Source organism: Sphingomonas sp. NY01 (assembly GCF_038809135.1).
In the GTDB taxonomy this organism is placed as follows: Bacteria; Pseudomonadota; Alphaproteobacteria; order Sphingomonadales; family Sphingomonadaceae; genus Sphingomonas; species Sphingomonas carotinifaciens.
Genome location: NZ_CP101722.1, coordinates 2,427,994 through 2,454,168, shown reverse-complemented (window position 1 = coordinate 2,454,168; position 26,175 = coordinate 2,427,994). Strand labels below are relative to the sequence as shown.

26 protein-coding genes and 1 pseudogene are annotated in these 26,175 nt (G+C 68.7%); 8 read left to right on the top strand and 19 right to left on the bottom strand.

What is annotated here, in order from left to right; genetic code table 11:
* Positions 1–108: 108 nt before the first annotated feature.
* Positions 109–978, top strand: coding sequence for a UTP--glucose-1-phosphate uridylyltransferase GalU (galU, locus tag NPJ82_RS11840; protein ID WP_112380970.1), 870 nt, complete (start codon positions 109–111; stop codon positions 976–978).
* 41 nt (positions 979–1,019) lie between these two features.
* On the opposite strand, the gene NPJ82_RS11835 is transcribed toward galU, so the two are convergent.
* The 8 genes and pseudogenes from NPJ82_RS11835 to NPJ82_RS11800 all read right to left on the bottom strand — a co-directional run bounded on the left by NPJ82_RS11835 (position 1,020) and on the right by NPJ82_RS11800 (position 8,862).
* On the bottom strand, positions 1,020–2,414 hold the full coding sequence (locus NPJ82_RS11835; RefSeq protein WP_342657490.1) for a sugar transferase: 1,395 nt from the start codon (positions 2,412–2,414) through the stop codon (positions 1,020–1,022).
* A gap of 239 nt (positions 2,415–2,653) precedes the next feature.
* Complete coding sequence (gene moeB / locus NPJ82_RS11830; protein WP_342659009.1) at positions 2,654–3,427, bottom strand: molybdopterin-synthase adenylyltransferase MoeB; 774 nt, start codon at positions 3,425–3,427, stop codon at positions 2,654–2,656.
* Positions 3,424–3,798, bottom strand: coding sequence for a hypothetical protein (locus tag NPJ82_RS11825; RefSeq protein WP_342657489.1), 375 nt, complete (start codon positions 3,796–3,798; stop codon positions 3,424–3,426). Before NPJ82_RS11825 ends, moeB begins: the two co-directional genes overlap by 4 nt.
* The gene (dut, locus tag NPJ82_RS11820; protein WP_342657488.1) at positions 3,795–4,241 is read right to left on the bottom strand and encodes a dUTP diphosphatase; all 447 of its coding nucleotides are present in this window, start codon (positions 4,239–4,241) and stop codon (positions 3,795–3,797) included. The genes NPJ82_RS11825 and dut overlap by 4 nt, the downstream gene beginning before the upstream one ends.
* Positions 4,238–5,424, bottom strand: a pseudogene (coaBC, locus tag NPJ82_RS11815) (bifunctional phosphopantothenoylcysteine decarboxylase/phosphopantothenate--cysteine ligase CoaBC). The gene dut and the pseudogene coaBC overlap by 4 nt, the downstream one beginning before the upstream one ends.
* Entirely contained in the window at positions 5,421–6,527 is a 1,107-nt protein-coding gene (locus NPJ82_RS11810) for a hypothetical protein (RefSeq protein ID WP_342657487.1), read from the bottom strand. The pseudogene coaBC and the gene NPJ82_RS11810 overlap by 4 nt, the downstream one beginning before the upstream one ends.
* A gap of 13 nt (positions 6,528–6,540) precedes the next feature.
* On the bottom strand, positions 6,541–8,079 hold the full coding sequence (gene ubiB, locus NPJ82_RS11805; protein WP_342657486.1) for a 2-polyprenylphenol 6-hydroxylase: 1,539 nt from the start codon (positions 8,077–8,079) through the stop codon (positions 6,541–6,543).
* A 51-nt stretch (positions 8,080–8,130) separates the two neighbouring features.
* Positions 8,131–8,862: a class I SAM-dependent methyltransferase gene (locus tag NPJ82_RS11800; protein ID WP_342657485.1), complete on the bottom strand. Its 732-nt coding sequence runs from the start codon at positions 8,860–8,862 to the stop codon at positions 8,131–8,133.
* A 59-nt stretch (positions 8,863–8,921) separates the two neighbouring features.
* Between NPJ82_RS11800 and mutM the strand changes: the two genes are divergently transcribed.
* The 3 genes from mutM to dnaA all read left to right on the top strand — a co-directional run bounded on the left by mutM (position 8,922) and on the right by dnaA (position 11,994).
* Entirely contained in the window at positions 8,922–9,737 is an 816-nt protein-coding gene (mutM, locus tag NPJ82_RS11795) for a bifunctional DNA-formamidopyrimidine glycosylase/DNA-(apurinic or apyrimidinic site) lyase (protein WP_342657484.1), read from the top strand.
* An 88-nt stretch (positions 9,738–9,825) separates the two neighbouring features.
* Positions 9,826–10,089 carry a 30S ribosomal protein S20 gene (gene rpsT / locus NPJ82_RS11790; RefSeq protein ID WP_112380963.1) on the top strand — a complete coding sequence of 88 codons (264 nt, stop codon included), beginning with the start codon at positions 9,826–9,828 and terminating at the stop codon, positions 10,087–10,089.
* A 435-nt stretch (positions 10,090–10,524) separates the two neighbouring features.
* Positions 10,525–11,994 (top strand): chromosomal replication initiator protein DnaA, encoded by a 1,470-nt coding sequence (dnaA, locus tag NPJ82_RS11785; RefSeq protein WP_342657483.1) that lies wholly within the window; start codon positions 10,525–10,527, stop codon positions 11,992–11,994.
* A 238-nt stretch (positions 11,995–12,232) separates the two neighbouring features.
* Here dnaA and trpS read toward each other — a convergent pair whose 3' ends face one another.
* The 3 genes from trpS to secB are packed head-to-tail and all read right to left on the bottom strand — an operon-like array spanning position 12,233 to position 15,336.
* Positions 12,233–13,237 carry a tryptophan--tRNA ligase gene (trpS, locus tag NPJ82_RS11780; RefSeq protein WP_342657482.1) on the bottom strand — a complete coding sequence of 335 codons (1,005 nt, stop codon included), beginning with the start codon at positions 13,235–13,237 and terminating at the stop codon, positions 12,233–12,235.
* A gap of 3 nt (positions 13,238–13,240) precedes the next feature.
* A complete protein-coding gene (murJ, locus tag NPJ82_RS11775; protein WP_342657481.1) occupies positions 13,241–14,812 on the bottom strand; it encodes a murein biosynthesis integral membrane protein MurJ in 1,572 nt (523 codons plus the stop codon).
* A gap of 8 nt (positions 14,813–14,820) precedes the next feature.
* Positions 14,821–15,336, bottom strand: a complete 516-nt coding sequence (gene secB / locus NPJ82_RS11770) for a protein-export chaperone SecB (protein WP_112380959.1) — start codon at positions 15,334–15,336, stop codon at positions 14,821–14,823.
* 195 nt (positions 15,337–15,531) lie between these two features.
* Between secB and NPJ82_RS11765 the strand changes: the two genes are divergently transcribed.
* Genes NPJ82_RS11765 through NPJ82_RS11755 form a run of 3 tightly spaced genes read left to right on the top strand, consistent with a single transcriptional unit; the run spans position 15,532 to position 18,042 of the window.
* Positions 15,532–16,179 (top strand): Tim44/TimA family putative adaptor protein, encoded by a 648-nt coding sequence (locus tag NPJ82_RS11765; RefSeq protein WP_149680777.1) that lies wholly within the window; start codon positions 15,532–15,534, stop codon positions 16,177–16,179.
* Entirely contained in the window at positions 16,176–17,501 is a 1,326-nt protein-coding gene (locus NPJ82_RS11760; protein ID WP_342657480.1) for an MltA domain-containing protein, read from the top strand. Before NPJ82_RS11765 ends, NPJ82_RS11760 begins: the two co-directional genes overlap by 4 nt.
* 25 nt (positions 17,502–17,526) lie before the next feature.
* The gene (locus NPJ82_RS11755; RefSeq protein ID WP_342659008.1) at positions 17,527–18,042 is read left to right on the top strand and encodes a Smr/MutS family protein; all 516 of its coding nucleotides are present in this window, start codon (positions 17,527–17,529) and stop codon (positions 18,040–18,042) included.
* Here the strand turns inward: NPJ82_RS11755 and dapE are convergent.
* The 8 genes from dapE to rpmH all read right to left on the bottom strand — a co-directional run bounded on the left by dapE (position 18,020) and on the right by rpmH (position 24,456).
* Complete coding sequence (dapE, locus tag NPJ82_RS11750) at positions 18,020–19,183, bottom strand: succinyl-diaminopimelate desuccinylase (RefSeq protein ID WP_342657479.1); 1,164 nt, start codon at positions 19,181–19,183, stop codon at positions 18,020–18,022. The genes NPJ82_RS11755 and dapE overlap by 23 nt on opposite strands.
* Positions 19,147–19,809 (bottom strand): glutathione S-transferase family protein, encoded by a 663-nt coding sequence (locus NPJ82_RS11745; protein WP_149680775.1) that lies wholly within the window; start codon positions 19,807–19,809, stop codon positions 19,147–19,149. The genes dapE and NPJ82_RS11745 overlap by 37 nt, the downstream gene beginning before the upstream one ends.
* Before the next feature lie 32 nt (positions 19,810–19,841).
* Positions 19,842–21,164 carry a M28 family peptidase gene (locus NPJ82_RS11740; RefSeq protein WP_342657478.1) on the bottom strand — a complete coding sequence of 441 codons (1,323 nt, stop codon included), beginning with the start codon at positions 21,162–21,164 and terminating at the stop codon, positions 19,842–19,844.
* A gap of 235 nt (positions 21,165–21,399) precedes the next feature.
* The gene (gene yihA / locus NPJ82_RS11735; RefSeq protein WP_112380955.1) at positions 21,400–22,056 is read right to left on the bottom strand and encodes a ribosome biogenesis GTP-binding protein YihA/YsxC; all 657 of its coding nucleotides are present in this window, start codon (positions 22,054–22,056) and stop codon (positions 21,400–21,402) included.
* Positions 22,053–23,756 (bottom strand): membrane protein insertase YidC, encoded by a 1,704-nt coding sequence (gene yidC, locus NPJ82_RS11730; protein ID WP_342657477.1) that lies wholly within the window; start codon positions 23,754–23,756, stop codon positions 22,053–22,055. The genes yihA and yidC overlap by 4 nt, the downstream gene beginning before the upstream one ends.
* 18 nt (positions 23,757–23,774) lie before the next feature.
* Positions 23,775–23,987, bottom strand: a complete 213-nt coding sequence (gene yidD / locus NPJ82_RS11725) for a membrane protein insertion efficiency factor YidD (protein ID WP_112381703.1) — start codon at positions 23,985–23,987, stop codon at positions 23,775–23,777.
* The gene (gene rnpA, locus NPJ82_RS11720) at positions 23,984–24,265 is read right to left on the bottom strand and encodes a ribonuclease P protein component (protein WP_235903876.1); all 282 of its coding nucleotides are present in this window, start codon (positions 24,263–24,265) and stop codon (positions 23,984–23,986) included. Before rnpA ends, yidD begins: the two co-directional genes overlap by 4 nt.
* A gap of 56 nt (positions 24,266–24,321) precedes the next feature.
* A complete protein-coding gene (gene rpmH, locus NPJ82_RS11715) occupies positions 24,322–24,456 on the bottom strand; it encodes a 50S ribosomal protein L34 (RefSeq protein ID WP_042490346.1) in 135 nt (44 codons plus the stop codon).
* A 174-nt stretch (positions 24,457–24,630) separates the two neighbouring features.
* Between rpmH and NPJ82_RS11710 the strand changes: the two genes are divergently transcribed.
* A complete protein-coding gene (locus tag NPJ82_RS11710; RefSeq protein WP_342657476.1) occupies positions 24,631–26,139 on the top strand; it encodes a YifB family Mg chelatase-like AAA ATPase in 1,509 nt (502 codons plus the stop codon).
* Positions 26,140–26,175: the final 36 nt, after the last annotated feature.

Here is a 26,175-nt window from a genome sequence, read left to right as displayed (position 1 = left end):
AGCCGTGCGTTGTTTAAGAGCGTGTCAATTCTGGACGCAATCGGATTTGCCGCAAGCAGAACCGCACGCTAGGCGCAATGCACGGAATCTCAGGGAGAATTTCATACGATGACCATCAAGCCGCTCCGCAAGGCCGTGTTTCCGGTCGCGGGCCTGGGCACGCGCTTCCTGCCGGCGACCAAGGCCATGCCGAAGGAAATGCTGACCGTCGTCGACAAGCCGCTGATCCAATATGCGGTGGAAGAGGCGCTGGAAGCCGGGATCGAGCAGATCATCTTCGTCACCGGTCGCGGCAAGGGCGCGCTGGAGGATCATTTCGACGTTTCCTACGAACTGGAAGCGACGATGAAGGCGCGCGGCAAGTCGATGGCGCTGATCGAGGGCATCCGCCAGAAGCCGGGCAGCCCGGTCTATGTCCGCCAGCAGGAGCCGCTAGGCCTGGGCCATGCGGTGTGGTGCGCGCGCGAGATCGTCGGCGACGAGCCGTTCGCGGTGCTGTTGCCCGACGAGCTGATGGTCGGCACCCCCGGCTTCCTGTCGCAGATGGTGCAGGCCTATAACCGGGTCGGCGGCAATCTGGTCGGCGCGTTGGAAGTGGCGGACAGCGAAACCGACAAATACGGCATCATTTCGCCCGGCACGCGCGACGGCGCGCTGACCGAGGTGAAGGCGCTGGTGGAGAAGCCGGCGCGAGGGACCGCGCCGTCGAACCTGATGATCCCCGGCCGCTACATCCTGCAGCCCGACGTGATGCGCATCCTGGAAAAGCAGGAAACGGGTGCGGGCGGCGAGATCCAGTTGACCGACGCGATGGCGCAACTGATCGGGACGCAGCCCTTCCACGGCGTGACGTTCGACGGCGACCGGTACGATTGCGGCGACAAGGCGGGGTATGCGCAGGCGAACTTCGCGCTGGCGCTGGCCCGCGCGGATATCGGGCCGGCGGTGCGCGACTTCGCGCGCAATCTGCTGGGTTGAGGTGACGGGCGCAGGGCGGCGACGATGCCGCCCTGCGCCGCTCAGAATGCGTTGCGGTGAAGAACGACGCGGAAGGTCATCGCGATGATCTTCAGGTCGCGCCAGATCGACCAGCGCTCCAGATATTCCAGATCGGCCTGGAGGCGGTTCTTCAGATCATCCTCGATGATCGTCGCGCCGCGATAGCCGCGCACCTGTGCCAGTCCGGTCAGGCCGGGCTTGGCGGCGTGGCGGTGCCAGTAGCGGCCGTCGACTTCCCAGAACAGCTTCTCGGCCGCGCGGCTGCCCAGGGCATGCGGGCGGGGGCCGACGATGCTCATGTCGCCCTTCAGCACATTGAAGAGCTGGGGAAGCTCGTCGACGCTGGTCTTGCGCAGGATCGCGCCGATGCGGGTAATGCGGTCGTCGTCGCGGCTGGCGGAACGGGCCCCGGCGCTGTCGCAGCCCTCGACCCGCATGCTGCGGAATTTCCAGATGCGGAACATGCGGTTGGCGCGGCCGATGCGAATCTGCTTGAACAGGACGGGGCCGGGGGAGTCGTATTTGATGGCGAGCGCGGCCATGGCGAGCAGCGGGGCGAGCAGCAGGATCGCGGCGAGCGACAGGGTGATGTCGAACACCCGCTTCACGAAGCGTTCGAACAGGCCGAGCGGGCCGGCGGCGACGATGACCGTGGGGGTCTTGGCGTAGGACGAGGCGCCGAGCGGGGCGAGGGTTTCCAGTTCGGGCAGGAACATCTCGGCCTGGACGTTGGCGCCCTTCAGCGCATGCGCCCAGGCGGTGCGCTGCTCGGGCGCGCAGGCAACGATGACACGGTCCGCGCCGGACAGCGTCTCGGCCAGGCGGTCATACATCATCGGGTCGTGCCGGTCGGGGTCGAAGCCGTCGGCCGCGTTCAGGATCATCGAGAAGTCGTGGGTCGGCAGGGGCACGCGCCCGTCATGCAGCAGCATGACGTTGAACGGGCGACCGCCCACCAGCGCGGGCATGTTGCGCACGAACAGGTAGCGCGAGATCGCGACCATGACGAGGGTGGCGGCGGTGCCGATCGAGACCACCAGCCGCGGGAAGTGATCGGTCGCGCGGAAGCAGAAGGCGACCAGGATCACCGCGCAGACGGCGACGGCGGCGGTCTGCACCCCCTTGATCGCGGCGCGCGACGGCTCCTGGAGGTTCCGGGCGTCATAGGCATGCATGTAGAAGGCGGTGAACATGTAGAGCGGCAGCACCGCCGCGACGATGAACGCCCAGTGGGTGGTGCCGGGCTGTGCCTCGCGTGCCCATGCCGCCAGCGCGAAGCCGAGGACGAGGCAGGCGGCATCGAGGGCCACAAGGCCGCAGAACACGCGCGCGCGCAGCGTGGCGGCGGGCGGCTGCCAACGCGACGCCTGTGGCGGCGGCGCGGCCGGAAAAGCCTGTTGGGCGTGATGGGTCATAAGCTGCAACGCTCCCGCCTTCACGTCTGCCGGCGAGTGGCCGGCGGCACGATGATACGCTACTCGAAGCAGGGGGACGGATAAGTTCATCCCGCACCGCAACATGGATGCTGTAGGACGAAACTTCGTCGATCCCAAAGGGGGTTGGCGGGCAGAATGCGGTCAATCCTGTTGACCGGTGCGAAAGGTGCGGCATGCCGATGCCAGGCGTGGCCGCCGAGGCGACTTCGGCCGGTGCTTCAATCGGTTACGGCAAGACTCGAGGGGCCGCAGGCGCGGCAGCCGGGGTCCTTGGGCAGGCGCAGGGTGCGGTAGCGGGCGGCGAGCAGGTCGGCGATCAGGAGCGTGCCGGCCGGGTCCTCGCCAAAGGGGGCGACGGCGCGGATCGCCTCCAGCGCGGCGAGGCTGCCGATCATGCCGGTGACGGGGCCGAGAATGCCGGCGTCGGCGCAACTGAGCGCGGCGGCGTCGGGCGTGTCGCCGACGAAGCAGCGGTAGCAGGGGCGGCCGGGCTCCCAGCCGCGATAGACGGCGAGCTGTCCCTCGAACTGGCCGACCGCGGCGGAGACGAGGGGGACGCGCAGGCCAAGCGCCGCATCGGCGACCGCCAGGCGGGTGTCGAAATTGTCGCTGCCGTCGATCACCACGTCGGCGCGGGCGACGAGCGCGGGGGCTGTCGCGGCATCGATGCGAAGGCGCTGCGTCTCGACCGCGACATGGGGATTGCGCGCGGCGACAAAGGCGGCGGCGGCGTTGACCTTGGGCTGGCCGACCTGTGTCACATCGTAGAGCGTCTGGCGCTGAAGATTGGACAGGTCGACCCGGTCGTCATCGACCAGGATCAGGCGGCCGATGCCGGCGCCCGCCAGATAGGGGATGGCGGGGGCTCCGATACCGCCGGCACCGATGAGGAGCACGGTGGCGCCCTTCAGCCGCATCTGCCCGGCGCCGCCGATTTCCTTCAGGATGATCTGGCGGGCGTAGCGGGTGAGTTCGTCGTCGGACAGGCTCACCATTGATAGGTGATCGTCGCCTTGTACCAGCCGGGGCGCAGCGAGGCGGTCCGGACCGTACCGGTACGCACCATCGTCGAGACATAGCCGGCGGTATATTGTTCGACGGTGGGGCAATCGATCGCCTGCGGCAGCGCGCGGCGCACCGTGCCGTCGGCGGCGAGCAGCAGCGCCACGGGAGCGACGACCTGCGAACGGCCATCGGGGAGCGGATCGGCCTTGCAACGGCCGGCGGCGACCTCGGCGCGGGCATAGGTGATGCGCTCGCCGGCATTTTCGGGAAGCGGCAGCAGCGGCAGCGCGGTCCAGTCGGCGGGGGGCGTTTCCGTGGCCGGCACCTGGAGCGCGGCGAAGAGCAGGAGCGCGATCACCGGCCGGTCGACCCGAAGCCGCCGGCACCGCGATCGGTGTCGTCGAGCGCATCGACCTCGGCAATTAGCGCTCGCTGTACGGGGGCGGGGACGAGTTGCGCGATACGATCGCCGCGCGATACCTCGAACGGCTCCTGACCGAGATTGGCGAGGATCACCTTCACCTCGCCGCGATAATCATGGTCGATCGTGCCCGGCGTGTTGAGGCAGGTGACGCCGTGCCTGAGCGCAAGGCCGGAGCGGGGGCGGACCTGTACCTCATAGCCGGCCGGGATGGCGAGCGCGAAGCCGGTGGCCACCGCGGCGCGCGCGCCGGGCGCGAGCGTCAGCGACTCGGCGGCGACCACGTCCAGCCCGGCGGCACCGGCCGTCGCATAAGCGGGGAGCGGCAGGCCCTCGCCATGGGGCAGGCGGCGCAGGCGAAGAGCGATCGGATCGGTCATGACGCACCTTGTAGCGCATTTGCAATGCGTTGCGCGAGCCTGGCGGCGACGGTCGATTTGGGCAGCCGTTCCCAGCTTTCAACACCGTCCGCGGTGATCAGATGGACGGCATTCGCGTCCGCGCCGAACACGTCGGCCGAGACGTCGTTGGCGACGATCCAGTCCGCGCCCTTGCGGGTCCGCTTCGCGGTCGCATGCGCGACCACGTCCTGCGTTTCGGCGGCGAAGCCGATGACGAGGCGTGGCCGGCGCGGCGAATGGCCAAGGGTGGCAAGGATGTCGGGGTTTTCGACCAGCATGAGGGCGGGGGGGCGCCGTCGCCCTTTTTCACCTTCTGGCCGGCGGCCTCGACCCGCCAGTCGGCGACGGCGGCCACCATGACGGCCGCGTCGGCGGGCAGGGCCGCCTCGACCGCGGCAGCCATGTCGAGCGCGCTTTCCACGTCGATCCGCTCGACACCCGGCGGCGTGGGAAGCATGACCGGGCCGGAAATCAGCGTGACGCGGGCGCCAAGGCCGGCGAGTGCCGCGGCGATGGCATAGCCCTGCCGCCCCGAGGAGCGGTTGGCGATGTAGCGGACGGGATCGATCGCCTCGTGCGTCGGCCCGGCGGTGACGAGGATGTGGCGGCCGGAGAGCGATGGCTGCGCGCTGGCGAACTGCGCGTCGACCGCGTTGGCGATCGCCTCCGGCTCGGGCAGGCGACCGGGGCCATATTCGCCGCAGGCCATTGCGCCCTCGTCGGGGGCCATGACGGTGATGCCGTCGGCGCGAAGCTGCGCGACGTTGCGCTGCGTGGCAGGGTGCAGCCACATGCGGACATTCATCGCAGGGGCCGCGAGCACGGGCTTGTCGGTGGCGAGCAGCAGCGTGGTGGCGAGATCGTTGGACAGGCCGGCGGCCATGCGGGCGAGCAGGTCGGCGGTGGCGGGTGCGACGACGACCAGATCGGCCTCCCGGCTGAGCCGGATATGCCCCATCTCCGCCTCGTTCTTCAGGTCCCACAGGCTGGTATGAACCTGATCCTCGGTCAGGGCGGCCAGCGTCATGGCGGTGACGAAATGGCTGCCGCCCTCGGTCAGCACGCAGCGCACCGCATAGCCGCGGCGGCGGAGCAGGCGGATCAGCTCGCACGCCTTGTAGGCCGCGATGCCGCCGCCGACGATCAACAGGATGCGCTTCATCGTACCACCCGTGTAACCGTGATGCGCCGCGCGTCACGCGCCGAGCCGATCAGGTCGCGCAGGCCATCGAGAGCGAAGAGCAGGCCGATGGGGACGAGCGGTGCGATCAGCAGCACCCAGTAGAAATTGTCGGCGCGCGCAAAGAGCATCAACAGCAGCGCATAGCCCGCGATGACCGAGCCGGTCCGCCGCGCGACGGCATCGTCCCATGCCACCCAGCCGAACAGCGCCAGCACCACGCCGACCGCGGCGACGACCACGGGCAGCAGGGCAAGCGCGGTGGCGCCGGCGATCGCCTGCACAACAAAGCCGGGGCCCATCAGCCCGGTCCAGCCCGGCGAGACGGGGTCGAGCGGCTTGACGACGAGCGAGACGGCATAGGCATGGGCGGCGACCGCGACGGCAAGGACCGCGAGCGCGATCCCCCAGCCCCGCAACTCGCGCACAGCACCGCTGCGCCACGCCCATGCGGCCATGACGAGCAGATACAGCGCCGCCGTTTCGCGAATCAGGGCAGCGGCAAGGCCGAGTGCGGCGGCCTCCGCCCAGCGGCCTTGCGCATGGCGGCCCAGCGACCAGGCGATCAGCAGTCCGGCCCAGCTTTCGTGGAACCAGGCGAGCGACGGCTGGACCACGACGAACACTCCGGCGAGCAGCACCAGCATGGCGCCACCGCGGGCCAGCGGATTGGCGACGGCGACGCGCAGCCGCGGATACCAGCTCGCGATCACCGCCAGGGCCAGCCCCCACAAGGCACTAAGGAGCAGCCAGTGCGGCAGGGCGGCCTGCACCACCGCCAGCGTCGGCAGGCGAAAGGCGATAAAGGGCCGCAGCGGATAGCCGCCGGCGCGCAACTGCTCCGCCAGCGCGGGGTAGTAGTGACCGCCATGGCGCAGCGCCTCCACGACGCCGCTGTAGAGCGCGATATCGGTCTGGCCGTTGGTGGGCGCATCGCCGGCCAGCGGCGCGGCACCGAGCGCGGTCAGGCCGATCAGCAGCAGGACGACGAGCGCCGCCAGCACGACCCGCGCGGTGCGCGCCTCCACCCCGCCGAACCGGGTCGGTTGGGCAAGGATCAGGGGATGGGAGGCGCGGCGGGGCATGATGTCGGCCCGGTTACCGCAGCAGCGCCGCCAGCGTGGCGGCGACACCGGCCGCGCCCGACAGAGCGGCGACGAGCGCATAGCGCCAGCCGCCACCGATGCGCACCACCTCGATCTCCTTCAGCGGCGGGGCGGGGGGCTCGCCACCCGGTGCCGGATAGCGTGCCTCGATCCGGCGGACGAGTTCGGGCAGGCGGGCGAGCGTGCGCACGTCCTGAATCAGCCGGTCGGCGACATAGGCCTCCGGCCCCAATTCGGTGCGGATCCATTCGCGCACGAAGGGTGCGGCCGAGTCCCACAGGTTGATGTTGGGATCGAGGCTGGTCGCCACGCCCTCCACCATCACCATCGTTTTTTGCAGGAGCAGCAGATGCGGCTGTGTCACCATGTCGAAATCGCGGGTGATCGAGAACAGGCCGTCCAGCATCATGCCGATCGACATGTCCTTGACCGGCAGGCCCCGCATCGGCTCGCCCACGGCGCGCAGCGCGGTGGCGAATTCGGCGACATTGTGGTGCGCGGGCACATAGCCCGCCTCGAAATGGATTTCGGCGACGCGCTTGTAGTTGCCGGTGATCAGGCCGTAGAGGATTTCGGCCAGCCAGACGCGCGCGCGCCGGTCGATCCGGCCCATGATGCCGAAGTCGATCGCGGCGATCTTGTTGCCGGGCAGCGCGAACAGGTTCCCCTGGTGCATGTCGGCGTGGAAGAAGCCGTCGGCGATCGCCTGGCGCAGGAAGGCGCGAACCAGCGTCTGCGCCAGCCTGGGCAGGTCATATCCCGCATCGACCAGCGCCTGCCGGTTGGACAGCTTGATCCCGTCGATCCATTCGACGGTCAGCACCTTGGCGGTGGAACGTTGCCAATCGATCTGCGGCACGACGAAATCGGGCTCGGCGGTCATCCCCTCGGCGAGTTCGGAGGCAGAAGCCGCCTCGCGCCGGAAGTTCAGTTCGCGCAAGGTCCAGCGGCGGAAATTTTCAACCGTCAGGCGGGGGCGAAGACGGGCGGCCTCGCGGCTCATCCCCTCCACCTGTGCGGCCGCCCATTGATAGGTGTCGATCGCGCGGGTGAAATCGTCCTCCACACCGGGGCGCAGCACCTTGACCGCGACCTGCCGGCCATCGGTGGTGATCGCGCGGTGGACCTGCGCGATCGAGGCGGCACCGACCGGCATTTCCTCGATCCGCGAGAACAGCGCGGAGGGCGGGCGGCCGAAGCTGGCCTCCATCGCCGCGCAGATCGTCTCGAACGGGACGGGGGGCAACTGATCCTGAAGGCGCAGCAGGTCGTGTGCCGCTTCCTCGCCGACGAGATCGGGGCGGGTGGCGAGCGTCTGGCCGAGCTTGATGGCGGCAGGGCCGATCGCCTGAAACGCGTCCGCATAGGCAGGCTTGGCCGGCTGGCGCGCCCCGAAGCGGGCGACGCGCGCCAGCCGGCGGACGGGGGCGGGGGTGTTCGGGTCCCGCTCGATCCCGCGCAACGCGCCGTGGCGGGCGAGCGTGCGGCCCCATTTCAGCAGGCGCCAGAGATGCGTGACGGACGTGGTCATGCGGTGGTTACTTCCCGTTCCAAAGGCGGAACGGGAGGGTGGCTGCGCGCATCAGATCTTCCAGCCGGAATGGATCGCGACCAATCCGCCCATGATCGGCTCCACCTTGGTTTCGATGAAACCGGCGTCCCGGATCATCCGCTCGAAGGTCGGCATGTCCGGAAAGCGGCGGATCGATTCGATCAGGTAGCGATAGCTGTCGGCGTCGTTCGCCAGCAATTGCCCGAGGCGGGGCACCAGCTTGTGCGAATAGCTGTCATAGACCTCGGCGAAACCCGGCCACTGGGTGGTCGAGAATTCGAGGCAGAAGAAGCGCCCGCCGCGACGCAGCACACGGTGCGCTTCGCACAGGGCCTTGGGAATGTCGGTGACGTTGCGGATGCCGAACGCGATCGTATAGGCGTCGAAGAACCGGTCGGGGAAGGTCAGCGTCTCGGCATTCGCCCCGGTCCAGACCAGGCCGTCGATGCCGCGTTCCTGCGCACGCTTCATGCCGACGTCGAGCATCGCGGGGTTGATGTCGGCCACCGTCACGCTGGCGCCCGATTCGGCGAGGCGGAAGGCGATGTCGCCGGTGCCGCCCGCCATGTCGAGGATCTGGTCGGTCCGGCGCGGCTTCACGCGGCGGACGAAGCGGTCCTTCCACAACCGGTGCAGGCCGCCCGACATCGCGTCGTTCATCAGGTCGTAGCGGGCCGCGACATTGGTGAAGACGCCGCCGACGCGGGCAGTCTTCTCGGCGGGGGTGACGTCTTCGTAGCCGAAGGAGACGGTTTCGCTCATGACCATCGCCCTAGCCCGCCCTTGAGGCGGGGGCAAACGCTACCTAGTTTTGCAGGCACATGCCCGAGCTTCCCGAAGTCGAAACCACCGTGCGCGGGCTGACCCCCGTGCTGTCCGGCCAGCGGCTGACCCTGGTCGAGACGCGCCGCGCCGACCTGCGCCGCGCCTTCCCCGTCGACCTGCGCCAGCGGATGACGGGGGCGGTGGTGACGTCGCTGGGGCGGCGCGCCAAATACGGGCTGATCGACACCGATCGCGGCGACACAATGATCTTTCACCTAGGGATGTCGGGCCGGTGGCGGATCGATCCCGGCGAGGCGCAGCCGCACGACCATCTGGTGATCGAGACGGAGGCCGGGCGGCGGCTGGCGCTGAACGATGCGCGGCGATTCGGCTTTGTCGATCTGGTCCGAACGACGGCGCTGAACGCCTATCCGCCCTTTGCCGCGATGGGGCCGGAGCCGCTGGGGCCGGCACTGACCGGCGCCTATCTGCACGACGCGCTGAAGGGGCGGGCGGCGCCGATCAAGGCGATGCTGCTCGACCAGCGGATCGTGGCGGGGCTGGGCAACATCTATGTGTGCGAGGCGCTGAACGTCGCGGGGATCGCGCCGGGGCGTGCGGGCGGCCAGATCGCGCGGGCGCGGCTCGACCGGCTGGTGGAGGCGATCCGCAGCGTGCTGGAGGCGGCGATCGCGGCGGGGGGATCGTCTTTGCGCGATTATGTGCGTCCCGATGGCGAACTGGGTTATTTTTCCAAGGAATGGCGCGTCTATGGGCGCGAAGGTGAGGGGTGCCCGTGCGGCACGATCGTGCAGCGCCGCGTCGATTCGGGACGGTCGACCTTCTGGTGCCCCGCCTGCCAGAAAGGTTGACGCCCGCGAGCCGGCCGGGTAAGGGCCGCGGCTTCAAAGACGGTGCGCTGGCATCGCTTTTCCCTTTGTTCGAGATTTAGAGGAAACCATGGCGAACACGCCGCAGGCCAAGAAGCGCATCCGTCGTAACGACCGTCGTGCAGAGATCAACGGAGCGCGCATCGGCCGCATCCGCACCTTCGTGAAGAAGGTGGAAGCCGCGCTCGCCGCCGGCGACAAGCCCGCCGCCACCACGGCGCTGGCCGCAGTGCAGCCGGAGCTGGCACGCGGCGTCGCCAAGGGCGTACTCCACAAGAACACCGCCAGCCGCAAGTTTTCGCGGCTGACGAAGCGCCTCGCCGCGCTCGCCTAACCCGTTCCTCGAACGGGAAAAGATGGACCCGCCGGGGGCGACCCCGGCGGGTTTTTTCGTCGCCCGCGCGGGAACGAAATCGACCTTCGTGCAACGGCAGGATCTGCCGCGATTCGAGTGCGCGGCGGAAACGTAGGCGTGCGTCAGGCCTATGGTTAATCGTGCAATTTCAACGACTTACACGATTGTTGGACGCGTTTCTGCGCTCCAGGGGCTGTCAATCCGGTTTATTTCAGAAATGTGGCCGCGAGCGGACTTGATCGAGAGGCCCCAAGCTTCATAATCAGGCCCTCGCCAGCGGTGACCATCGCTGCGTCATGAACATGAATGTGGGCAAGCCGGGCGACCTGTTGGTCGTCCAACGGGGGCTTTTGTCCTGTATCGATTTACACGGCCGGGCGCCTTTCGCGTGCCCGCCGGAGGTGGAGTGCGCGCGTGACGAATTGGCAAGCCTCGCAAGCGACGTCGGACCAGGCCCGGGCCTGGGCGCGCGTTCGCGCGAGCTTGCGCGAGTCGGCAGGCGCGCGGTTGTTCGACCAGTGGCTGAAGCCGATGGAGCTGATCGAGGGCGACGAGCCCGACACGGTCCGCCTGGCGCTGCCGTCCGCCTTCATGACCAACTGGGTGCGCAGCCATTATGCGGACAGGTTGCACCTGGAATTCAAGGCGGCGCTGCCGGGCCTGCGCGCAGTGGTGGTGGAAACGCGCATGCCGTCGCGCACCGCTGCCGTGCTGACCGCCAGCACGCCGGTGGCATCGGCGCCGCGCACCCTGACCCCGGAAAGCCCGCGACCGGCACCGACGCTGTTCGAGGCACCCGCACCGGTCGCCACTGCACCGGTCCCGGCCGCACCGGCGCCGGTGGTGACGATCACCACCGACCGGCCGCCGCTGGACCCGCGCCTCACCTTCGACCGGTTCGTGGTCGACGGATCGAACCGGGTCGCGTTCAACGCCGCCCTGGCGCTGGCCGAGCCGGGCGTGCCGCGTTTCAGCCCGCTTTTCCTTCATGGCGGCACCGGGCAGGGCAAGACCCACCTGATGCATGCGGTCGGCCATGCCTTTCAGGCGAATGAGCCGGGTGCGGCGGTGCTGTGCATGTCGGCCGAGCGATTCATGTTTGAGTTCGTCGCTTCGATGCGCGCCCGCGATACCTTTGCATTCAAGCAGCGGCTGCGCTCGGCCGACCTGCTGCTGATCGACGATCTGCAGTTCATCGCAGGCAAGGACGCGACGCAGGAAGAATTCTTCCACACGGTCAACGAGATCGTCGGCGCGGGCAAGCGGCTGGTCATTTCGGCGGATCGCTCGCCGCAATCGCTGGACGGGGTCGAGCCGCGCATCCTGAGCCGGTTGGGGGCAGGGCTTGTCGCCGACATCAAGGCGCCCGACCTAGTGCTGCGCCGCACGATCCTGGAGCGCAAGGTGCGCGACCTGCCGGCGCAGACGATCCCGGCGGATGTGCTGGATCTGCTCGCCTCGCGCATTCACGCTAATATCCGCGAGCTGGAAGGCGCGCTGAACCGCGTCGTCGCCTATGCGCAGCTGACCGGCGACACGATCGACCTGGAGTTCGCCACCGCCACGCTGGGCGACATGCTGCGTCATACGCAGCGCCGCATTACCATCGACGAGATCCAGAAGCTGGTGAGCGCGCATTTCGAGTTGAAGCCGCTCGATCTGGTTTCCGCGCGTCGCAGCCGCGCCATCGCCCGACCGCGCCAGATCGCCATGTATCTGGCCAAGCGGCTGACGACGCGGTCGCTGCCGGAGATCGGGCGCAAGTTCGGCGGGCGTGACCACTCGACGGTGATCCATGCGGTCAAGAAGATCGAGCAGTTGCGCGATACCGATCGTGACATCGACAATGCGGTGCGCGTGCTGATGCGCGAGCTGGAAGGCTGATCCCTGCGCGGCGTCGCGTGACCTTCTAGTGCAGCATGTGATCGCAGGCGTGGATGAGGTTCACGCGAAGCCGCGAAGTCGCGAAGGGAATGTCGAGGCGATCGTCATGCGGCGGCGCAGAGGGCGCAAAGGCGTTGCGTCCGGGGCGATTACGCGGTTTGCGGCCGCTGCTGCTGGGTCCTGATCGGGCCCTGGGGCCGACAGGAATATGGGGTGGCAGGCAGCCACCCCTGACAGGTCAGATTTGCAGGCCGACCGCATCCTGTGCCGCCCGCAAGGTGGGGGCGGCGAGGGCGCGCGCCTTTTCGGCACCTGCCTCAAGGGCCTGGGCGACGGCGGTGCGGTCGTTCAGCAGGGCGACCATCCGGTCGCGGATGGGGCCGAGTGCGGCGATGGCGACGTCGGCGAGGACCGGCTTGAACTGGCCGAAGCCCTTGCCCTGCTGTTCGGCCAGCACGTCGGCCGGAGTCGTGCCGGCAAGCGCGGCGTAGATCGTCACCAGATTGCGCGCCTCTGGACGGTCGGCCAGTTCGGCCATCGTCGCGGGCAGTTCGGCCGGGTCGGTCTTCGCCTTGCGCAGTTTTTGCGCGATCGCATCGTCGCTGTCGGTCAGGTGGATGCGGCTGGCCTCGGACGGGTCCGACTTGGACATCTTGGCCGAACCGTCGCGCAGGGACATGATGCGCGGTGCCGCCTTGCTGACCAGCGGTTCGGGCAGCACGAACACCTCCGAGCCGAAATCGGTGTTGAACTTGGTCGCGATGTCGCGGGCGAGTTCGAGATGCTGCTTCTGATCCTCGCCGACGGGGACGTGGGTGGTGCGATAGACCAGCACGTCGGCCGCCATCAGCACGGGATAGGCGTAAAGGCCGATGCTGGCGCCTTCGCGGTTCTTGCCCGCCTTGTCCTTGAACTGCGTCATCCGGTTCAGCCAGCCGATGCGTGCGGTGCCGTTGAGGATCCAGGTCAGCTCGCTATGCGCGGGCACACGCGCCTGGTTGAAGAGGATGGAGCGGGCGGGATCGATGCCCGACGCAAGCAGCGCGGCCGCCATCTCGATCGTGTTGTTCGCCAGTTCCTTTGGGTCGATCGCGACGGTCAGCGCGTGAAGATCGGCGAGGAAGAACAGGCAGTCGTCGCCCGCCTTCATCGAATCCTGCATCGCCACCCACTGCTTGATCGCGCCCAGATAGTTGCCGAGGTGGAGATTGCCGGTGGGCTGGATGCCGGAGACGACGCGCATGACTTACCTTTTGATGAGCTTCCTGAGCTCCGCGACCCGGAACGCGCCGGTGGCGAAGCTGGCCGCGGCATAGACGAGGACGCCGGTGCCGACCAGTATGATGAGCGCGCCCCAGCGCTGAAGGCTGGACCCGGTGACATAGGGTTGGAAGAGGTCGTTCAGGAGCCACATGGTGGCGCCCATCAGGAGGGCGGCGACGATGAGGCGGGGGGTGCGGCGGCGGAGTTGCGGGTCGGCGACGAACTGGCCGCGGCGGGCGAGCGTGCGATAGAGCAGGGCGACGTTGACGGTGCTGGCGATTGCGGTGGCGAGGGGCGGGCCCATATGGCCGAGCGGGCGGATGAAGGCGAGGTTGAGGCCGAGGTTCACCAGCATCGACCAAGTGGCATAACGCACAGGCGTTTTCGTGTCCGACCGCGCATAATAGCCGGGCGTCAGCACCTTCACGAGAATATAGGAAGGCAGGCCGATCGAGAAGGCCGCGAGGGCCTGAGCGGTGTAGAAGGTATCGGTCGCGTCGAACTTGCCATGCTGGAACAGCGCGGCGGTGATCGGCGCGCCGCAGACGATCAGCGCGACGGTGGCGGGCAGCGTCAGCAGCAGCGCGAGTTCCATGCCGCGATTTTGCGTTTCCATCGCTTCCGCGTCGCGCCCGCTGCCCAACAGACGCGAGATGGTGGGAAGCAGCACGGTGCCCAGACCGATGCCGATCAGGCCGAGCGGCAACTGGTTCAGCCGGTCCGCCGTGTAGATATAGGACACCGAACCTTCGGGCAGCAGGCTGGCAGCAAGCGCGGTGGAGACGACAAGGTTGATCTGCACCGCACCGGCGCCTGCCGCCGCAGGCCCGATCAGCGCCAGAAGCCGCTTCACGTCCGGATTGATCGTCGGCCGCTTCAGGCGAAGGCGGACGCCGGCGCTGCGACAGGCCCACCACAGCCAGGCGAACTGGACGATCCCGGCCACCGATACCGCGATCGCCTGGTTGCGGGCGGTGAACAGCGGTTCGTGGTCATGGAACGCGAGCAGGGCGACGATCAGCGTCAGGTTGAGCAGGATCGGCGCCGCGGCATTTACCCAGTAGCGGTTCAGCGAATTGAGGATGCCGCCGAGCAGCGAGACGAGGCTGATGAACAGCAGATAGGGAAAGGTCAGCCGGTTGAGCAGCACGATATAGTCGAACTGCGCCGGCGTGCCGCGTGCATAGCCGAACGTCTGTATCCAGGTGACGGGCCAGGCCAGCACCAGGATGATCGCGGTGAAAAGCAGGAGGATCGGCAGCAGGACGGAAAGCGCATCCTCGGCAAAGGCGACGCCGCGGCGCAATCCGCTGCCCTTCTCCGCCGCTTCCCCTTCTGCCACCTTGCGGTTGAACATGGGGATGAAGGCGGCGGAAAAGGCGCCCTCCGCAAAAAGGGCGCGGAACATGTTGGGCAGGCGGAACGCGATCAGAAACGCGTCGGAGGCGAAGCCCGCTCCCACGAAACGCAAGAACAGCGAATCGCGCAGAACCCCCAGCACCCGGCTGGCGAGCGTCAGCCCGCCGACCGAGCCCAGCGCCTTGGCAAGGTTCATTTATGGATTCAGGCGTGACCGGTTTCGGGCGTATTCGGCTGCGCGGTGCCGGCATTGGCCTCGGCCTGCTGCATGTAGAGCTGCGCAAAGTCGATCGGCTCGAGGAGGAGCGGCGGGAAGCCGCCGTCACGCACGGCATCGGCCAGCACGCGGCGGGCGAACGGGAAGAGCAGGCGCGGGGCCTCGCCCAGCATGAAGGGCTGGATCTGGTCGGCGGGCACGTTGCGGAAGCCGAACAGGCCGGCATAGCTGAGGTCGACGATGAACGCGGTCTTGCCCTCGGCCTCGGCGCGAACCTCGATCTTCAGGACCAGCTCGTGCACTTCCTCGCCGACCTGCTGCGCGCCGATGTTGAACTGCACGTCGATGCCGGGCGCGGCCTGGTTCTGGTAGATGGCCGGCGCGTTCGGGTTCTCGAACGACAGGTCCTTGACGTATTGCGAGATCATGCCGGCGGCAGGGGCGGTATCCGCAGCGTCGCCGGCGGTCATGTCGAAGCCCTGCGGGGTGCCCAAATCGTCCATCGTCAATGTCCCATCATCAAGAAGGTGCAGGACCGATTGCACGCGTCATGCGTTCGGCCCGAATGGCCGAGCGGTTAGCAGTGGCCTGAAGTGGTTTCAACGTTGCTTAACGTGGGCGTGGGTTCGAATCGCACCGGGTTTGAATTTGCGGGCATTGAACCTATGTTGAGGCGGTTATCGAAAGGCTCGCAAGCGTTGTTCTACGTCGTTCTTCTCGCGATGGTCGCCCTTTTCCTGGCCCTGCGGCTCTACAGCGTGCTGGGCAAGCGGACGGGGCATGAGCAGCAGCCGCTGGCACGCGGCGCCGACGACCGCGGCGTACCGGTGACGGTCGCCCGGCCAGTCGAGGTCAGCCTGGAAAAGCGCGAAATGCCGAACCGCAATATCGAGGGGCGGGCCGAGCAGGGCGTGCGTGCGGTGATCGCGGCGGAGCCCGGCTTCGACGTGGCGCAATTCCTGAACGGGGCGCAGAGCGCGTATCGGATGACGCTCGAATCCTTCTGGAAGGGTGACGAGGAAGCATTGGCGACGCTGGCCGAGCCCGATGTGCAGGCGGTGTTCGCCGAGGCGATCGCAGCCCGCCGCGAATCGGGCGAAACGCTCGACAACCGGCTGGTTTCGATCGAGCGCGCGGTCATCACCGACGCCCAGGTGCAGGGCCGGGAGGCGCGGATCACGGTGCGGTTCGATGCCGACATCGCCGCGGTGACGCGCGACGCCAGTGGGCAGGTGGTTGCCGGGTCGCTGACCGATGCGGTCGAGACGCATGACGTCTGGACCTTCGCGCGGACGCTGAAGAGCAGCGATCCGAACTGGAAGCTTGCCGACACCGACGAAGCGTGAGCGCGTTTCGTTTCGCCGCGACGGCGGCGCTCGCTCTGGCGCTCTCTGCTTGCGCGGGTCGCATCGTCCCATCGGGCGGCCCGGCCGCGCCGGGTGAGCGGCCGACCGCGACTCGCCCCGGTCCGACGCGCCCGTCCGCAGGCAAGACGCCTGAGATCCGCGAACCGGGCCGCGTCGCCAGCGGTCCGGCGCGAATCGTACCGGCGACGCCGCTGCTGGCCGCGCCGTCGCTCCCCAATCCTGCCGCCACGACGGCGGCGACCGCCGGGGTGCTGCCCGGGCCTGCCATTGCGACCCTGCCGATCACCGATGCACAGGCCGAGTCGGCGCGGGCGGCCTTTGCCCTGTCCTGTCCGGGGCTGATGCGGCGGGCCGATACGTCCGGGCTGACCCGGGGGGCGGACTGGGGCCCGGCCTGTGCCGCGGCGCGAACCGGCGGGCGGGCGCGGGATTTCTTTGCGCGCTATTTCGAGGCGGTGCAGGTCGGGGACGGCAAGGCTTTCGCCACCGGCTATTACGAGCCGGAAATCCTTGGCTCGCGCGAGCGACGCTCGGGATATGACGTGCCGATCTATGCCCGGCCGCGCGACCTGATCGATGTCGATCTCGGCCAGTTCTCGGACAGCCTGAAGGGGCGCAAGATCCGCGGCAAGGTCGCAGGTACGAACTTCGTGCCGTTCGACGATCGCACCGCGATCGAACAGGGATCGCTGGACGGACGGGCGCCGATCCTTGCCTGGGGCAAGGATGCGGTCGAGGTGTTCTTCCTCCAGATCCAAGGCTCCGGGCGGCTGCGCCTGCTCGACGGATCGATCATGCGGATCGGGTACGACACGCAGAACGGGCGGGATTATACCGGGATCGGAAGCCTGATGCGGCAGCGGGGGCTGTTGCAGCCGGGGCAGGCGTCGATGCAGGGGATCGTGCAGTGGCTGCACGATCATCCCGACGAGGGCCGCGCGCTGATGCGCGAGAACAAGAGTTTTGTGTTCTTCCGGGAACTTGACGGGCCGCCCCAGGGCGCGATGGGCTATGCGGTGACGGGCCAGGTGAGTGCCGCGGCCGATCCCAAATATGTGCCGCTGGGCGCGCCCGTGTTCCTGTCGATGGATCGGCAGGACGTGACCGGATTGTGGGTGGCGCAGGATACCGGCGGGGCGATCAAGGGATCGAACCGCTTCGACACCTTCTGGGGCGCGGGCGAGACGGCCCGCAGCGTGGCGGGCGGCATGTCCGGGCGGGGCACGGCGTTCCTGCTGCTCCCCGTGGGCACGCTTGCGCGGTTGCAGGCAGGGGCGGGCGGTGCGGTCCCTCAATTCTGACGAGGCGCTGCTGTGGCAGCGGGTGATGGCGAGCGTGCGCCCGCTGCGCGCCGCCGTCGTACCCGCGCGCCCGGCGCCGGTGCCGGTCGCGGCCGAGACCCTGCCGACGCCCGGTGCGCCCAAGGTGCGCGGGCGCGTGCCGCCGGTACGCCAGCCGGCCGTCGCCCCGCCACCCGTGCGCAAGGGTCCCGGCGAGACGCTGGACGGTGGCTGGGACAAGCGGCTGACCCGCGGCGCGGTGATCCCGGACAGCTCGATCGACCTGCACGGCCACACGCTGGCATCGGCGCATGCGATGCTCGACGGTGGGCTGGAGCGCGCGATCGGGCGGGGCGACCGGCTGTTGCTGCTCGTCACCGGCAAGCCACCGCGGCCGGAAAGCGAACGCCCGCATGCCCGCGGTGCGATCCGCGCCGCCATCGCCGACTGGCTGGCGGGATCGCGCCACGCCGATCATATCGCGGCGGTACGCGGCGCCCATCCCCGCCACGGCGGACAGGGCGCGCTCTATATCGTTCTCAGGCGCCCGCGCGAGCGATGATCCCGGCATAGATGCGGGTGAGCGCGTGGAGATCGTCCACGGCCACCGCCTCGTCCACCTTGTGCATCGTCGCGTTGAGCAGGCCGAACTCCACCGTGGGGCAGAGTTTCGACAGGAAACGTGCGTCCGACGTGCCGCCGGTGGTGGAAAGCTCGGGCCGCGAACCCGTCTCGTCCTCGATCGCATCGGATACCAGCGTCGAAAAGGCGCCGGGCTCGGTCAGGAACGCCTCGCCCGAGATGCGGCCGGTAACCTCGGCGCCGGACGCGTGCGCGGCGGCGAGGGCGGCGATGCGATCGATCAGCGACTGGCCGCTATGTTCGTCGTTGAAGCGGATCGAGAGGCGGGCCTGCGCGCTGCCGGGGATGATGTTGTGGGCCGGGTTGCCGACATGGAGGTCGGTGACTTCGATGTTGGAGGGCTGGAACCAGGCGTTGCCGGTATCCAGGGTGATGGCGTCGATTGCGGAGAGGATGGCGATCAGGCGGGTGACTGGGTTGTCGGCGAGATGGGGGTAGGCGACGTGGCCCTGTCGGCCGGGCACGGTGATCCAGATGTTGACCGAGCCGCGACGGCCGATCTTGACCATGTCGCCGAGACGGGCGGCGGAGGTGGGTTCGCCGACGAGGCAGAGGTCGGGGCGGAGACCCCGCTCGTTCATGCGGTCGATCAGGGCGCGGGTGCCGTAGGTGGCGGGGCCTTCCTCGTCGCCGGTGATGACGAGGCTGAGCGGGATGGCGGCGGGCGCGGCGGCGCAGGCGGCGATGAAGGCGGCGACCGCGCCCTTCATGTCGACCGCGCCGCGGCCGTAGAGCAGGCCGTCGCGGACCGCGCCCGAAAAAGGACTGCCGGTCCAGCCCTCGCCGGCGGGGACGACATCGACATGGCCGGCGAAGGCGAGGTGGGGGGCGAGGTGCGCGCCGGTGCCGCCCCGCACCGCCAGCAGGTTTTCGACCGGGCCGTCCGGCGCCTCGCCGGTAACGAACCGGTCGACCGCGAAGCCGAGCGGGACCAGCGCGGTTTCCAGTATGTCGAACACGGCCCCTTGCGCCGGGGTGACGCTTTCGGCGCGGAGCAGGTCTTGCGCGAGGGTGAGGACGTCGATCACGGCGTCGGCTGCTCGAACCGTTCGATCAGCCATTCCTCTTCCTGCGCGGCGGCGATCCAGTCCTGCATGAAGGGATGCTGGAGCACGGCGTCCATATAGCCGGCGGCGAAGCGGGCGATGGGAAGCTGGTAGGTGACGATCCGGGTGACGACGGGGGCGAACATGATGTCCGCGGCGCCGAAGCTGCCGAACAGGAAATCGCCATTGCCGCCGAAGCGGGCGCGCGCCTGCGCCCAAAGCTCCATGATGCGGGCGAGATCGACCAGCACGTCGTCATCGGGGCGGCGCGCTTCATAGACCTGACGGATGTTCATGCTGTGCTTGCGGCGCAGCGCGGTGAAGCTGGCGTGCATTTCCGCCGCCATCGAGCGCGCCATGGCGCGTGCGGCCTCGTCGGCGGGCCAGAAGCGGTCGCGGCCGACCTTGTCCGCGAGATAGTCGACGATGGCGAGGCTGTCCCACACCACGGCGTCGCCGTCCCACAGGATCGGCACCTTGCCCGAGGAGGGGGCGAATTCCGCCCCCTCGCGCCTGGCGTCCCAGTCCGCGTCGTAGAGCGGCACGACCACCTCCTCGAAGGGGAGGCCGGACTGCTTGGCGGCGAGCCAGCCGCGCAGCGACCAGGACGAATAGGCCTTGTTGCCGATGATGAGCTTCATGCCACCGTGCCTAGCGGGGGTGGCGGCCGGGCTCAATCCGCCTTGGGCCGGCCGCCCGGCTTCCATGTCGGTGCCGCGTCGCTGTCGGCGAGATTGCGGATGGGGTCGACCAGCGCGGCGATCGCCTGCGTCATGAAGGGGAAGTCGATCGCCGCGATCGTGTCGGTCGGCTGGTGATAGGTCGGGACGACGGCCCAGCCGGACAGCGTGTGCGCGACGACGCCGCGCAGCGCGAGCGAATAGTTGTCGGAACGACGGAAGAAATTCTGGTCCGGATAGGGATCGGGCGCGAGGTGGGCGCCGTGGGCCGCGAGGCGCTCGCCGAGGTCGGAGCATTCGTAGCCGGTCATCATCAGCGCGCCCCCGGGCAGTTTCGGGTCCTGCGCGCCGATCATCTCGAACTCGATATTGGCGGCGATACGCTCGACGGGGACGGGCAGGTGGGTGCCGAAATATTTGGAGCCGAGCAGGCCCAGCTCCTCCGCGCCGAACGCACCGAACAGGATGCCGCGCTTCATCGGCTTGCCGGCGGCAAGCGTCCGGGCGAGTTCGAGAACCGCGACGGTGCCCGAGGCATCGTCGTTCGCGCCGTGCATGATCGTGCCGTCCTCGATTCCCAGATGGTCGAGATGGGCGGACAGGAGCAGGATGCCGGCGGCGGGGTCGGTGCCGGGCAGATAGCCGATGGCGTTGGTGGTTTCCTCGCGTTCCTCGCGGAAAGGAAGGTCGAAGCGGATCGTCTGCCGGCCCGCCCGGCGCGCCAGATCGGCGAGGGTAGCCGGTGGCAGCATGGCGATGGTCAGGCCGGGTTCGGCATCGTCGGCCAGCCGGACCCCGAGGGGGCGGCCGACGGCCCAGGCCGGGCCGGGCTTGACCGGCGCGGGGCCGATGATGAGCGATGCGCCCTTGTCGCGCGCGGCGCCGATGGCGGCCGCGAAATCGTCGGCGGGGCCGGTATAGATCACGATCGGTGCGCCGGTACGGATGCGCGATGCGGTGCGGGCGACCTGTGCGCGTCCGGTGACGGTGCCGCCGGGGGCGCGGCCCAGGGTCAGGCCGGCGATGGGCGCATCCCCGAGCGTCAGGCTGGGCGCGCCGGCGACGAAGCGGCGCGAGACAGGCGCTTTCTGGATATAGCCGGTCATGCCGGGCGGGGGCTTCAGGCCGTAAGCCTGGAACTGGGTGGCGACATAGGCGGCGGCGATCGCCTCGTCGCGCGTCGCGCTGCCGCGACCGGCGAGTTCGTCACCGGCGAGGAAGGTCTCGTGGGCGCGGACCCAGTCGGCGCTGACCTGCTGGGCGGATAGAGGCGCGCAGGTGGCGAGTGCGAGTGCCGTGAGGCCGAGTTTCAGCATTATCTTCCCCCTTATGTCGTGGGGGCATGCTTATCGGGTTTTGCGGAGGTCGCTAGCCTATGCGTGAGGCTTTTGCCCTCTCCCCCGCAGGGGAGAGGGAGGGGCCCGCCGCGCAAGCGGTGGGAGGGTGAGGGGGAGACCAGCAGTGCTCCGCTGCTTGGCAGCCCCTCACCCTTCCCACTGCCTGTCGGCAGCGGGCCCCTTCCCTCTTCCGCGGGAGAGAGGGTGCAGAAGATTAACCGATCGCTTCGAGGACGGCGGCGCGGAGTTCGGGGATGCCCATGCCGCCCTCGCTGGAGGTGGCGAGGATGTCGGGATGGGCGGCGGGGCGCTTGCGGGCCTCGGTCTCGGTCGCCTCGCGGACGGCGGCAAGGTCGGTCGCCTTGACCTTGTCCGCCTTGGTCAGGACGATGCGGTAGCTGACGGCCGCCTTGTCGAGCATTTCAAGGATTTCGCGATCAACGTCCTTGATGCCGTGGCGCGCGTCGATCAGCACAAGTGCGCGCTTCAGCGCCTGCCGCCCGCGCAGGAAGTCGTTCACCAGGAACCGCCACTGCTTGAGCATGTCCTTGGGCGCCTTGGCAAAGCCGTAGCCGGGCATGTCGACAAGGCGAAAGACCGGCGGCTGGCCGATGTCGAAGAAGTTCAGTTCCTGCGTGCGGCCGGGCGTGTTGGAGGTGCGGGCCAGACCGTTGCGGTTGGTGAGCGCGTTGAGCAGCGACGACTTGCCGACGTTCGACCGGCCGGCGAACGCCACTTCGGGCACCACCGCATCGGGCAGGTGCTGAAGCGCGGGCGCCGATTTCAGAAAGGAGACGGGGCCGGCGAACAGCTTGCGCGCCGCCTCCACCGTCTCTTCGTCAAAGCTGCCCTGGGGCGCGAAGTCGGTCACTTCGCCGCCGCCTGGTTGAGCCCGGGATGACGGGCATAGAGCAGGCGCTGTTGCAGGATCGAGATGCAGTTGGTGGTGATCCAGTAGACCTGCAGGCCGACCGCGAACGGCGCCATCACGAACATCAGCACCCAGGGCATGATCGCGAACACCTGCTTCTGCGTGTCGTCCATCGGCGCCGGGTTGAGGCGGAACTGGAAGAACATCGAGATGCCGAGCAGGATGGGCACGACGCCGATTGCGATGAAGTGGGGCGGCGTGAACGGGATCAGGCCGAACAGGTTCACCGGGGTCAGCGGATCGGGCGCGGACAGATCCTTGATCCAGGCGACAAAGGGCTGGTGACGCATTTCGATCGTCAGCATCAGCACCTTGTAGAGCGCGTAGAAGATCGGGATCTGGATCAGCGTCGGCAGGCAGCCGGCGAGCGGATTGACCTTTTCCTGCTTGTAGAGCGCCATCACCTCCTGCTGGAGGCGGACCTTGTCGTCCTTGTAGCGTTCCTGCAGCGCCTTCATCTTGGGCTGCACCGCGCGCATCGACGCCATGGAGGCGAACTGGCGCTGGGCGATCGGGAACATCAGCAGGCGGATGGTGACCGTCAGCAGGATGATCGCGACGCCGAAGTTGCCGACCATGCGGAACAGCCAGTCGAGATAATAGAAGATGGGCTTTTCCAGGACGCGCAGCCAGCCCCAGTCGATCGCATAGTCGAGCTTCGTCACGCCTTGCTTGTCGGTATAGCGGTCGAGCAGGCGAACTTCCTTGGCGCCGGCGAAGAAGCGCGAGGTCTGGGTGATGGCCTGACCCGGCGCGACGCTGCGCGGGGCGACCGCGTAATCGGCCTGATAGGTCTTGCCCGCGCCGGCGCGGAACTGGCCGTCGAACTGCGCCGCCTGATCGGGGATCAGCGCGGTCAGCCAGTATTTGTCGGTGAAGCCGAGCCAGCCGCCCTTGGTGGAGAAGCGCTGCGGGCCTTCGTCCACGTCCGAGAAGTCGGGCTTGTAATTCGCAGCGCCGTTGTTGACCGACATCGGGCCGGTGTGGATCGTCCAGCTGTCCGGGTCCTTCGACACGCCCGAGCGGTTGACGAGGCCATAGGCGGCGACGGGCACCGCGGCGTTGCCGGCATTGGCAACGGTCTGGCGGACGGTGAACATGTAGCCGTCGTCGACCGCGATCTGGATCTGGAAGCGCTGGCCGGTCGCGTTGGCGGCGGTGAGGGTGACCGGCTGGCCGGGGCGCAGCACGGGGGCGGAGGCGGTCCACACCGCATCGGCGGCGGGCGGGCTCAGCCCTTCGCTGCGCCAGCCGAAGCCGGCGAAATAGGCGTCCGGCGCACCGGCCGGCGACAACAGGCGGATGGGGGCCGAGTTCTTGGCGACCGTTTCCTTGTAGTCGATCAGCACCAGGTCATCGATGCGCGGCCCGCGCAGGTTGATCGATCCGCGCATCTGCGGCGTCTCGATCGCGATGCGCGGGGTTTCGCGCAGCACCACCTGACGCTCGCGGATCGCCGAGGGGGCGTCGGCGGTCGGGTCCGCGCCCGGCTGGGGCAGGGGCCTGGACTTGCCGTCCACGATCTTGGTGGCGGGTGGATTGGCGGTGGGGAAGAACTTGCCCTGGATCAGCGGCCAGCCGAACAGGATCAGCGCCGCGATCACCGCGAACAGGACGAAATTCTTGCGATCATCATTCACGATAGATGTCCCATATCATCAGGGAACCGGATCGGGCCCACACCCGCCCCAGGGATGGCAGCGCGCGATCCGCTTGAGCGCCAGCCAACCCCCCTTGGCTGCGCCATAGCGGGAGAGCGCCTCAATTGCATAGGCCGAACAGCTTGGCTGGAAACGGCAGGTGGGCGGCAGGATGACCGATGGGCCAAGCTGCCACCCGCGGGCGACGAGGATGAGGAGGCGGGCTATCACGCGTCCTGGCACGCCCGGCGTGCCCGCCCCAGCGCCTTGACCAGCTCCGCGGTCAGCGCCTGATAGTCGCGCTCGATCCCGCCGCTGCGGCCGATCAGCACATGATCCGCGCCGGGCAGGCCGTGCGCGGGTAACAGGTCGCGCGCGAGCGCACGCAACCGGCGCTTCATCCGGTTGCGCACCACGGCGTTGCCGATCTTCTTGGTGACGGTGAAGCCGACGCGCATGCCGGCCTCGCCATCATGGCGCGGGCGCAGCTGGAGCACGAAGCCCGGCATCGCCACGCGCCGCCCGCCATTGGCCGCAAGGAAATCGCGGCGGCGGGTAAGCGTGGTTACGCCGACAGCTTCTTGCGGCCGCGTGCACGACGCGCGCGGATCACTGCACGGCCGCCCGGCGTCGCCATCCGCGAGCGGAAGCCGTGACGACGTGCGCGCACCAGGTTGCTCGGCTGAAAGGTCCGCTTCATGGTTCATTCCTTGAGTACGTCTGAATAGAAAAGGGCCGCCACGGGGACGGCCTTGCTGGGGGTGCGCATAGGCAAAGCGGGTCCCCAAGTCAACGCGCTGCATCATCCGCGGCCCCGCACGATGCCATCTGTTTCGCTGGTGAAAAAGCGTTACAGACGGGGCGGGGGGAATGCATGGCAACGATCGTGTCCACGGTGGCGTATCTGGGGCTGGAGGCGCGCGCCGTCGAGGTGCAGGTGCAATTGATTCCCGGCCTGCCGGCGTTCAACTTGGTGGGACTGGCCGACAAGGCGGTGGGCGAAAGCCGCGAACGGGTGCGCGGCGCGATCGCGGCGATGGGGCTGGCCCTGCCGCCCAAGCGGATCGCGGTCAACCTGTCGCCGGCCGATCTGCCCAAGGAGGGATCGCATTTCGACCTGCCGATCGCGCTCGCCCTGCTGGGTGCGATGGGGGTGATCGATGCCGAGACGCTGGCCGAGCATGTCGTGGTCGGCGAACTGGGGCTGGACGGGCGGATCGCCCCGTCGCCGGGCGTGCTGCTCGCCGCACTGCATGCCGCTGCCGAGGACAAGGCGCTGATCTGTCCGGCGGCGCAGGGGCCGGAGGCGGCATGGGCGGGGTCGGTCGCGGTGGTGGCAGCGCCCGATCTGTTGTCGCTCATCAACCATCTGAAGGGGCATCAATTGCTGTCGGCGCCGGTGCCGGGGGCGGTGGACGATGCGGCGTCGGGGCCGGACCTGGCGCAAGTGAAGGGGCAGGAAACCGCCAAGCGCGCGCTGGAGATCGCGGCGGCGGGCGGGCACAACCTGTTGATGTGCGGGCCGCCGGGATCGGGCAAGTCGCTGATGGCGGCGTGCCTGCCGGGCATCCTGCCGCCGCTGGACGCGGCCGAGGCCCTGGAAGTGTCGATGGTGCAATCGGTGGCGGGCACGCTGGCGGGCGGGCGGCTGACGCGGGTGCGGCCTTTCCGCCATCCCCATCACTCCGCATCGATGGCGGCGCTGACGGGCGGCGGGCTGAAGGTGAAGCCGGGCGAGGTGAGCCTTGCGCATCTGGGCGTGCTGTTCCTGGACGAACTGCCCGAATTCCAGCGCGCGGTGCTCGATTCGCTGCGCCAGCCGCTGGAGACGGGCAGCGTCAGCGTGGCGCGGGCCAATGCGCATGTGACGTTTCCGGCGCGCGTGCAGTTGATTGCGGCGATGAACCCGTGCCGCTGCGGTCATCTGGGCGATGCCGCACTCGCCTGCGCGCGGGCGCCCCGCTGTGCCGCAGACTATCAGGCCAAGGTGTCGGGGCCATTGCTGGACCGGATCGACATCCATATCGACGTGCAGCCGGTAAGCGCGGTCGACCTGATGCTGCCGCCGCCCGCCGAAGGGTCGGCAGAGGTCGCGGCGCGCGTTGCGGCAGCGCGGGGGGTGCAGGCGGCGCGCTATGTGGGGCAGGGCGTGCGGACGAACGCCGAGGCGGACGGCGCGCTGCTCGACCGGGTGGCGACGCCGGACGAGGCGGGGCGGGCGCTGCTGGCGCAGGCGGCGGAGGCGATGCGGCTGACGGCGCGGGGCTTTACCCGCATCCTGCGCGTGGCGCGCACCATCGCCGATCTGGACGGCAGCGAAACGGTGCGGCGCCTGCATGTGGCCGAAGCGCTCAGCTATCGTCGGCGGCCGCCGGTGAATTGATGACTTGCGAAGCGAAGCCTGCTCGTCTAGCGACGC

Coding starts and splice junctions, on each gene's coding strand:
- rpsT (WP_112380963.1), top strand. CDS start 9,826: ATGGCGAACACGCCGCAGGCCAAGAAGCGCATCCGTCGTAACGACCGT.
- ubiB (WP_342657486.1), bottom strand. CDS start 8,079: ATGACCACGTCCGTCACGCATCTCTGGCGCCTGCTGAAATGGGGCCGC.
- dapE (WP_342657479.1), bottom strand. CDS start 19,183: ATGGCTGATCGAACGGTTCGAGCAGCCGACGCCGTGATCGACGTCCTC.
- NPJ82_RS11740 (WP_342657478.1), bottom strand. CDS start 21,164: ATGCTGAAACTCGGCCTCACGGCACTCGCACTCGCCACCTGCGCGCCT.
- murJ (WP_342657481.1), bottom strand. CDS start 14,812: ATGAACCTTGCCAAGGCGCTGGGCTCGGTCGGCGGGCTGACGCTCGCC.
- NPJ82_RS11710 (WP_342657476.1), top strand. CDS start 24,631: ATGGCAACGATCGTGTCCACGGTGGCGTATCTGGGGCTGGAGGCGCGC.
- NPJ82_RS11810 (WP_342657487.1), bottom strand. CDS start 6,527: ATGCCCCGCCGCGCCTCCCATCCCCTGATCCTTGCCCAACCGACCCGG.
- NPJ82_RS11835 (WP_342657490.1), bottom strand. CDS start 2,414: ATGACCCATCACGCCCAACAGGCTTTTCCGGCCGCGCCGCCGCCACAG.
- trpS (WP_342657482.1), bottom strand. CDS start 13,237: ATGCGCGTCGTCTCCGGCATCCAGCCCACCGGCAATCTCCACCTCGGC.
- rpmH (WP_042490346.1), bottom strand. CDS start 24,456: ATGAAGCGGACCTTTCAGCCGAGCAACCTGGTGCGCGCACGTCGTCAC.
- NPJ82_RS11800 (WP_342657485.1), bottom strand. CDS start 8,862: ATGAGCGAAACCGTCTCCTTCGGCTACGAAGACGTCACCCCCGCCGAG.
- mutM (WP_342657484.1), top strand. CDS start 8,922: ATGCCCGAGCTTCCCGAAGTCGAAACCACCGTGCGCGGGCTGACCCCC.
- secB (WP_112380959.1), bottom strand. CDS start 15,336: ATGGACGATTTGGGCACCCCGCAGGGCTTCGACATGACCGCCGGCGAC.
- NPJ82_RS11745 (WP_149680775.1), bottom strand. CDS start 19,809: ATGAAGCTCATCATCGGCAACAAGGCCTATTCGTCCTGGTCGCTGCGC.
- rnpA (WP_235903876.1), bottom strand. CDS start 24,265: ATGCCGGGCTTCGTGCTCCAGCTGCGCCCGCGCCATGATGGCGAGGCC.
- galU (WP_112380970.1), top strand. CDS start 109: ATGACCATCAAGCCGCTCCGCAAGGCCGTGTTTCCGGTCGCGGGCCTG.
- NPJ82_RS11755 (WP_342659008.1), top strand. CDS start 17,527: ATGGCGAGCGTGCGCCCGCTGCGCGCCGCCGTCGTACCCGCGCGCCCG.
- dut (WP_342657488.1), bottom strand. CDS start 4,241: ATGACCGATCCGATCGCTCTTCGCCTGCGCCGCCTGCCCCATGGCGAG.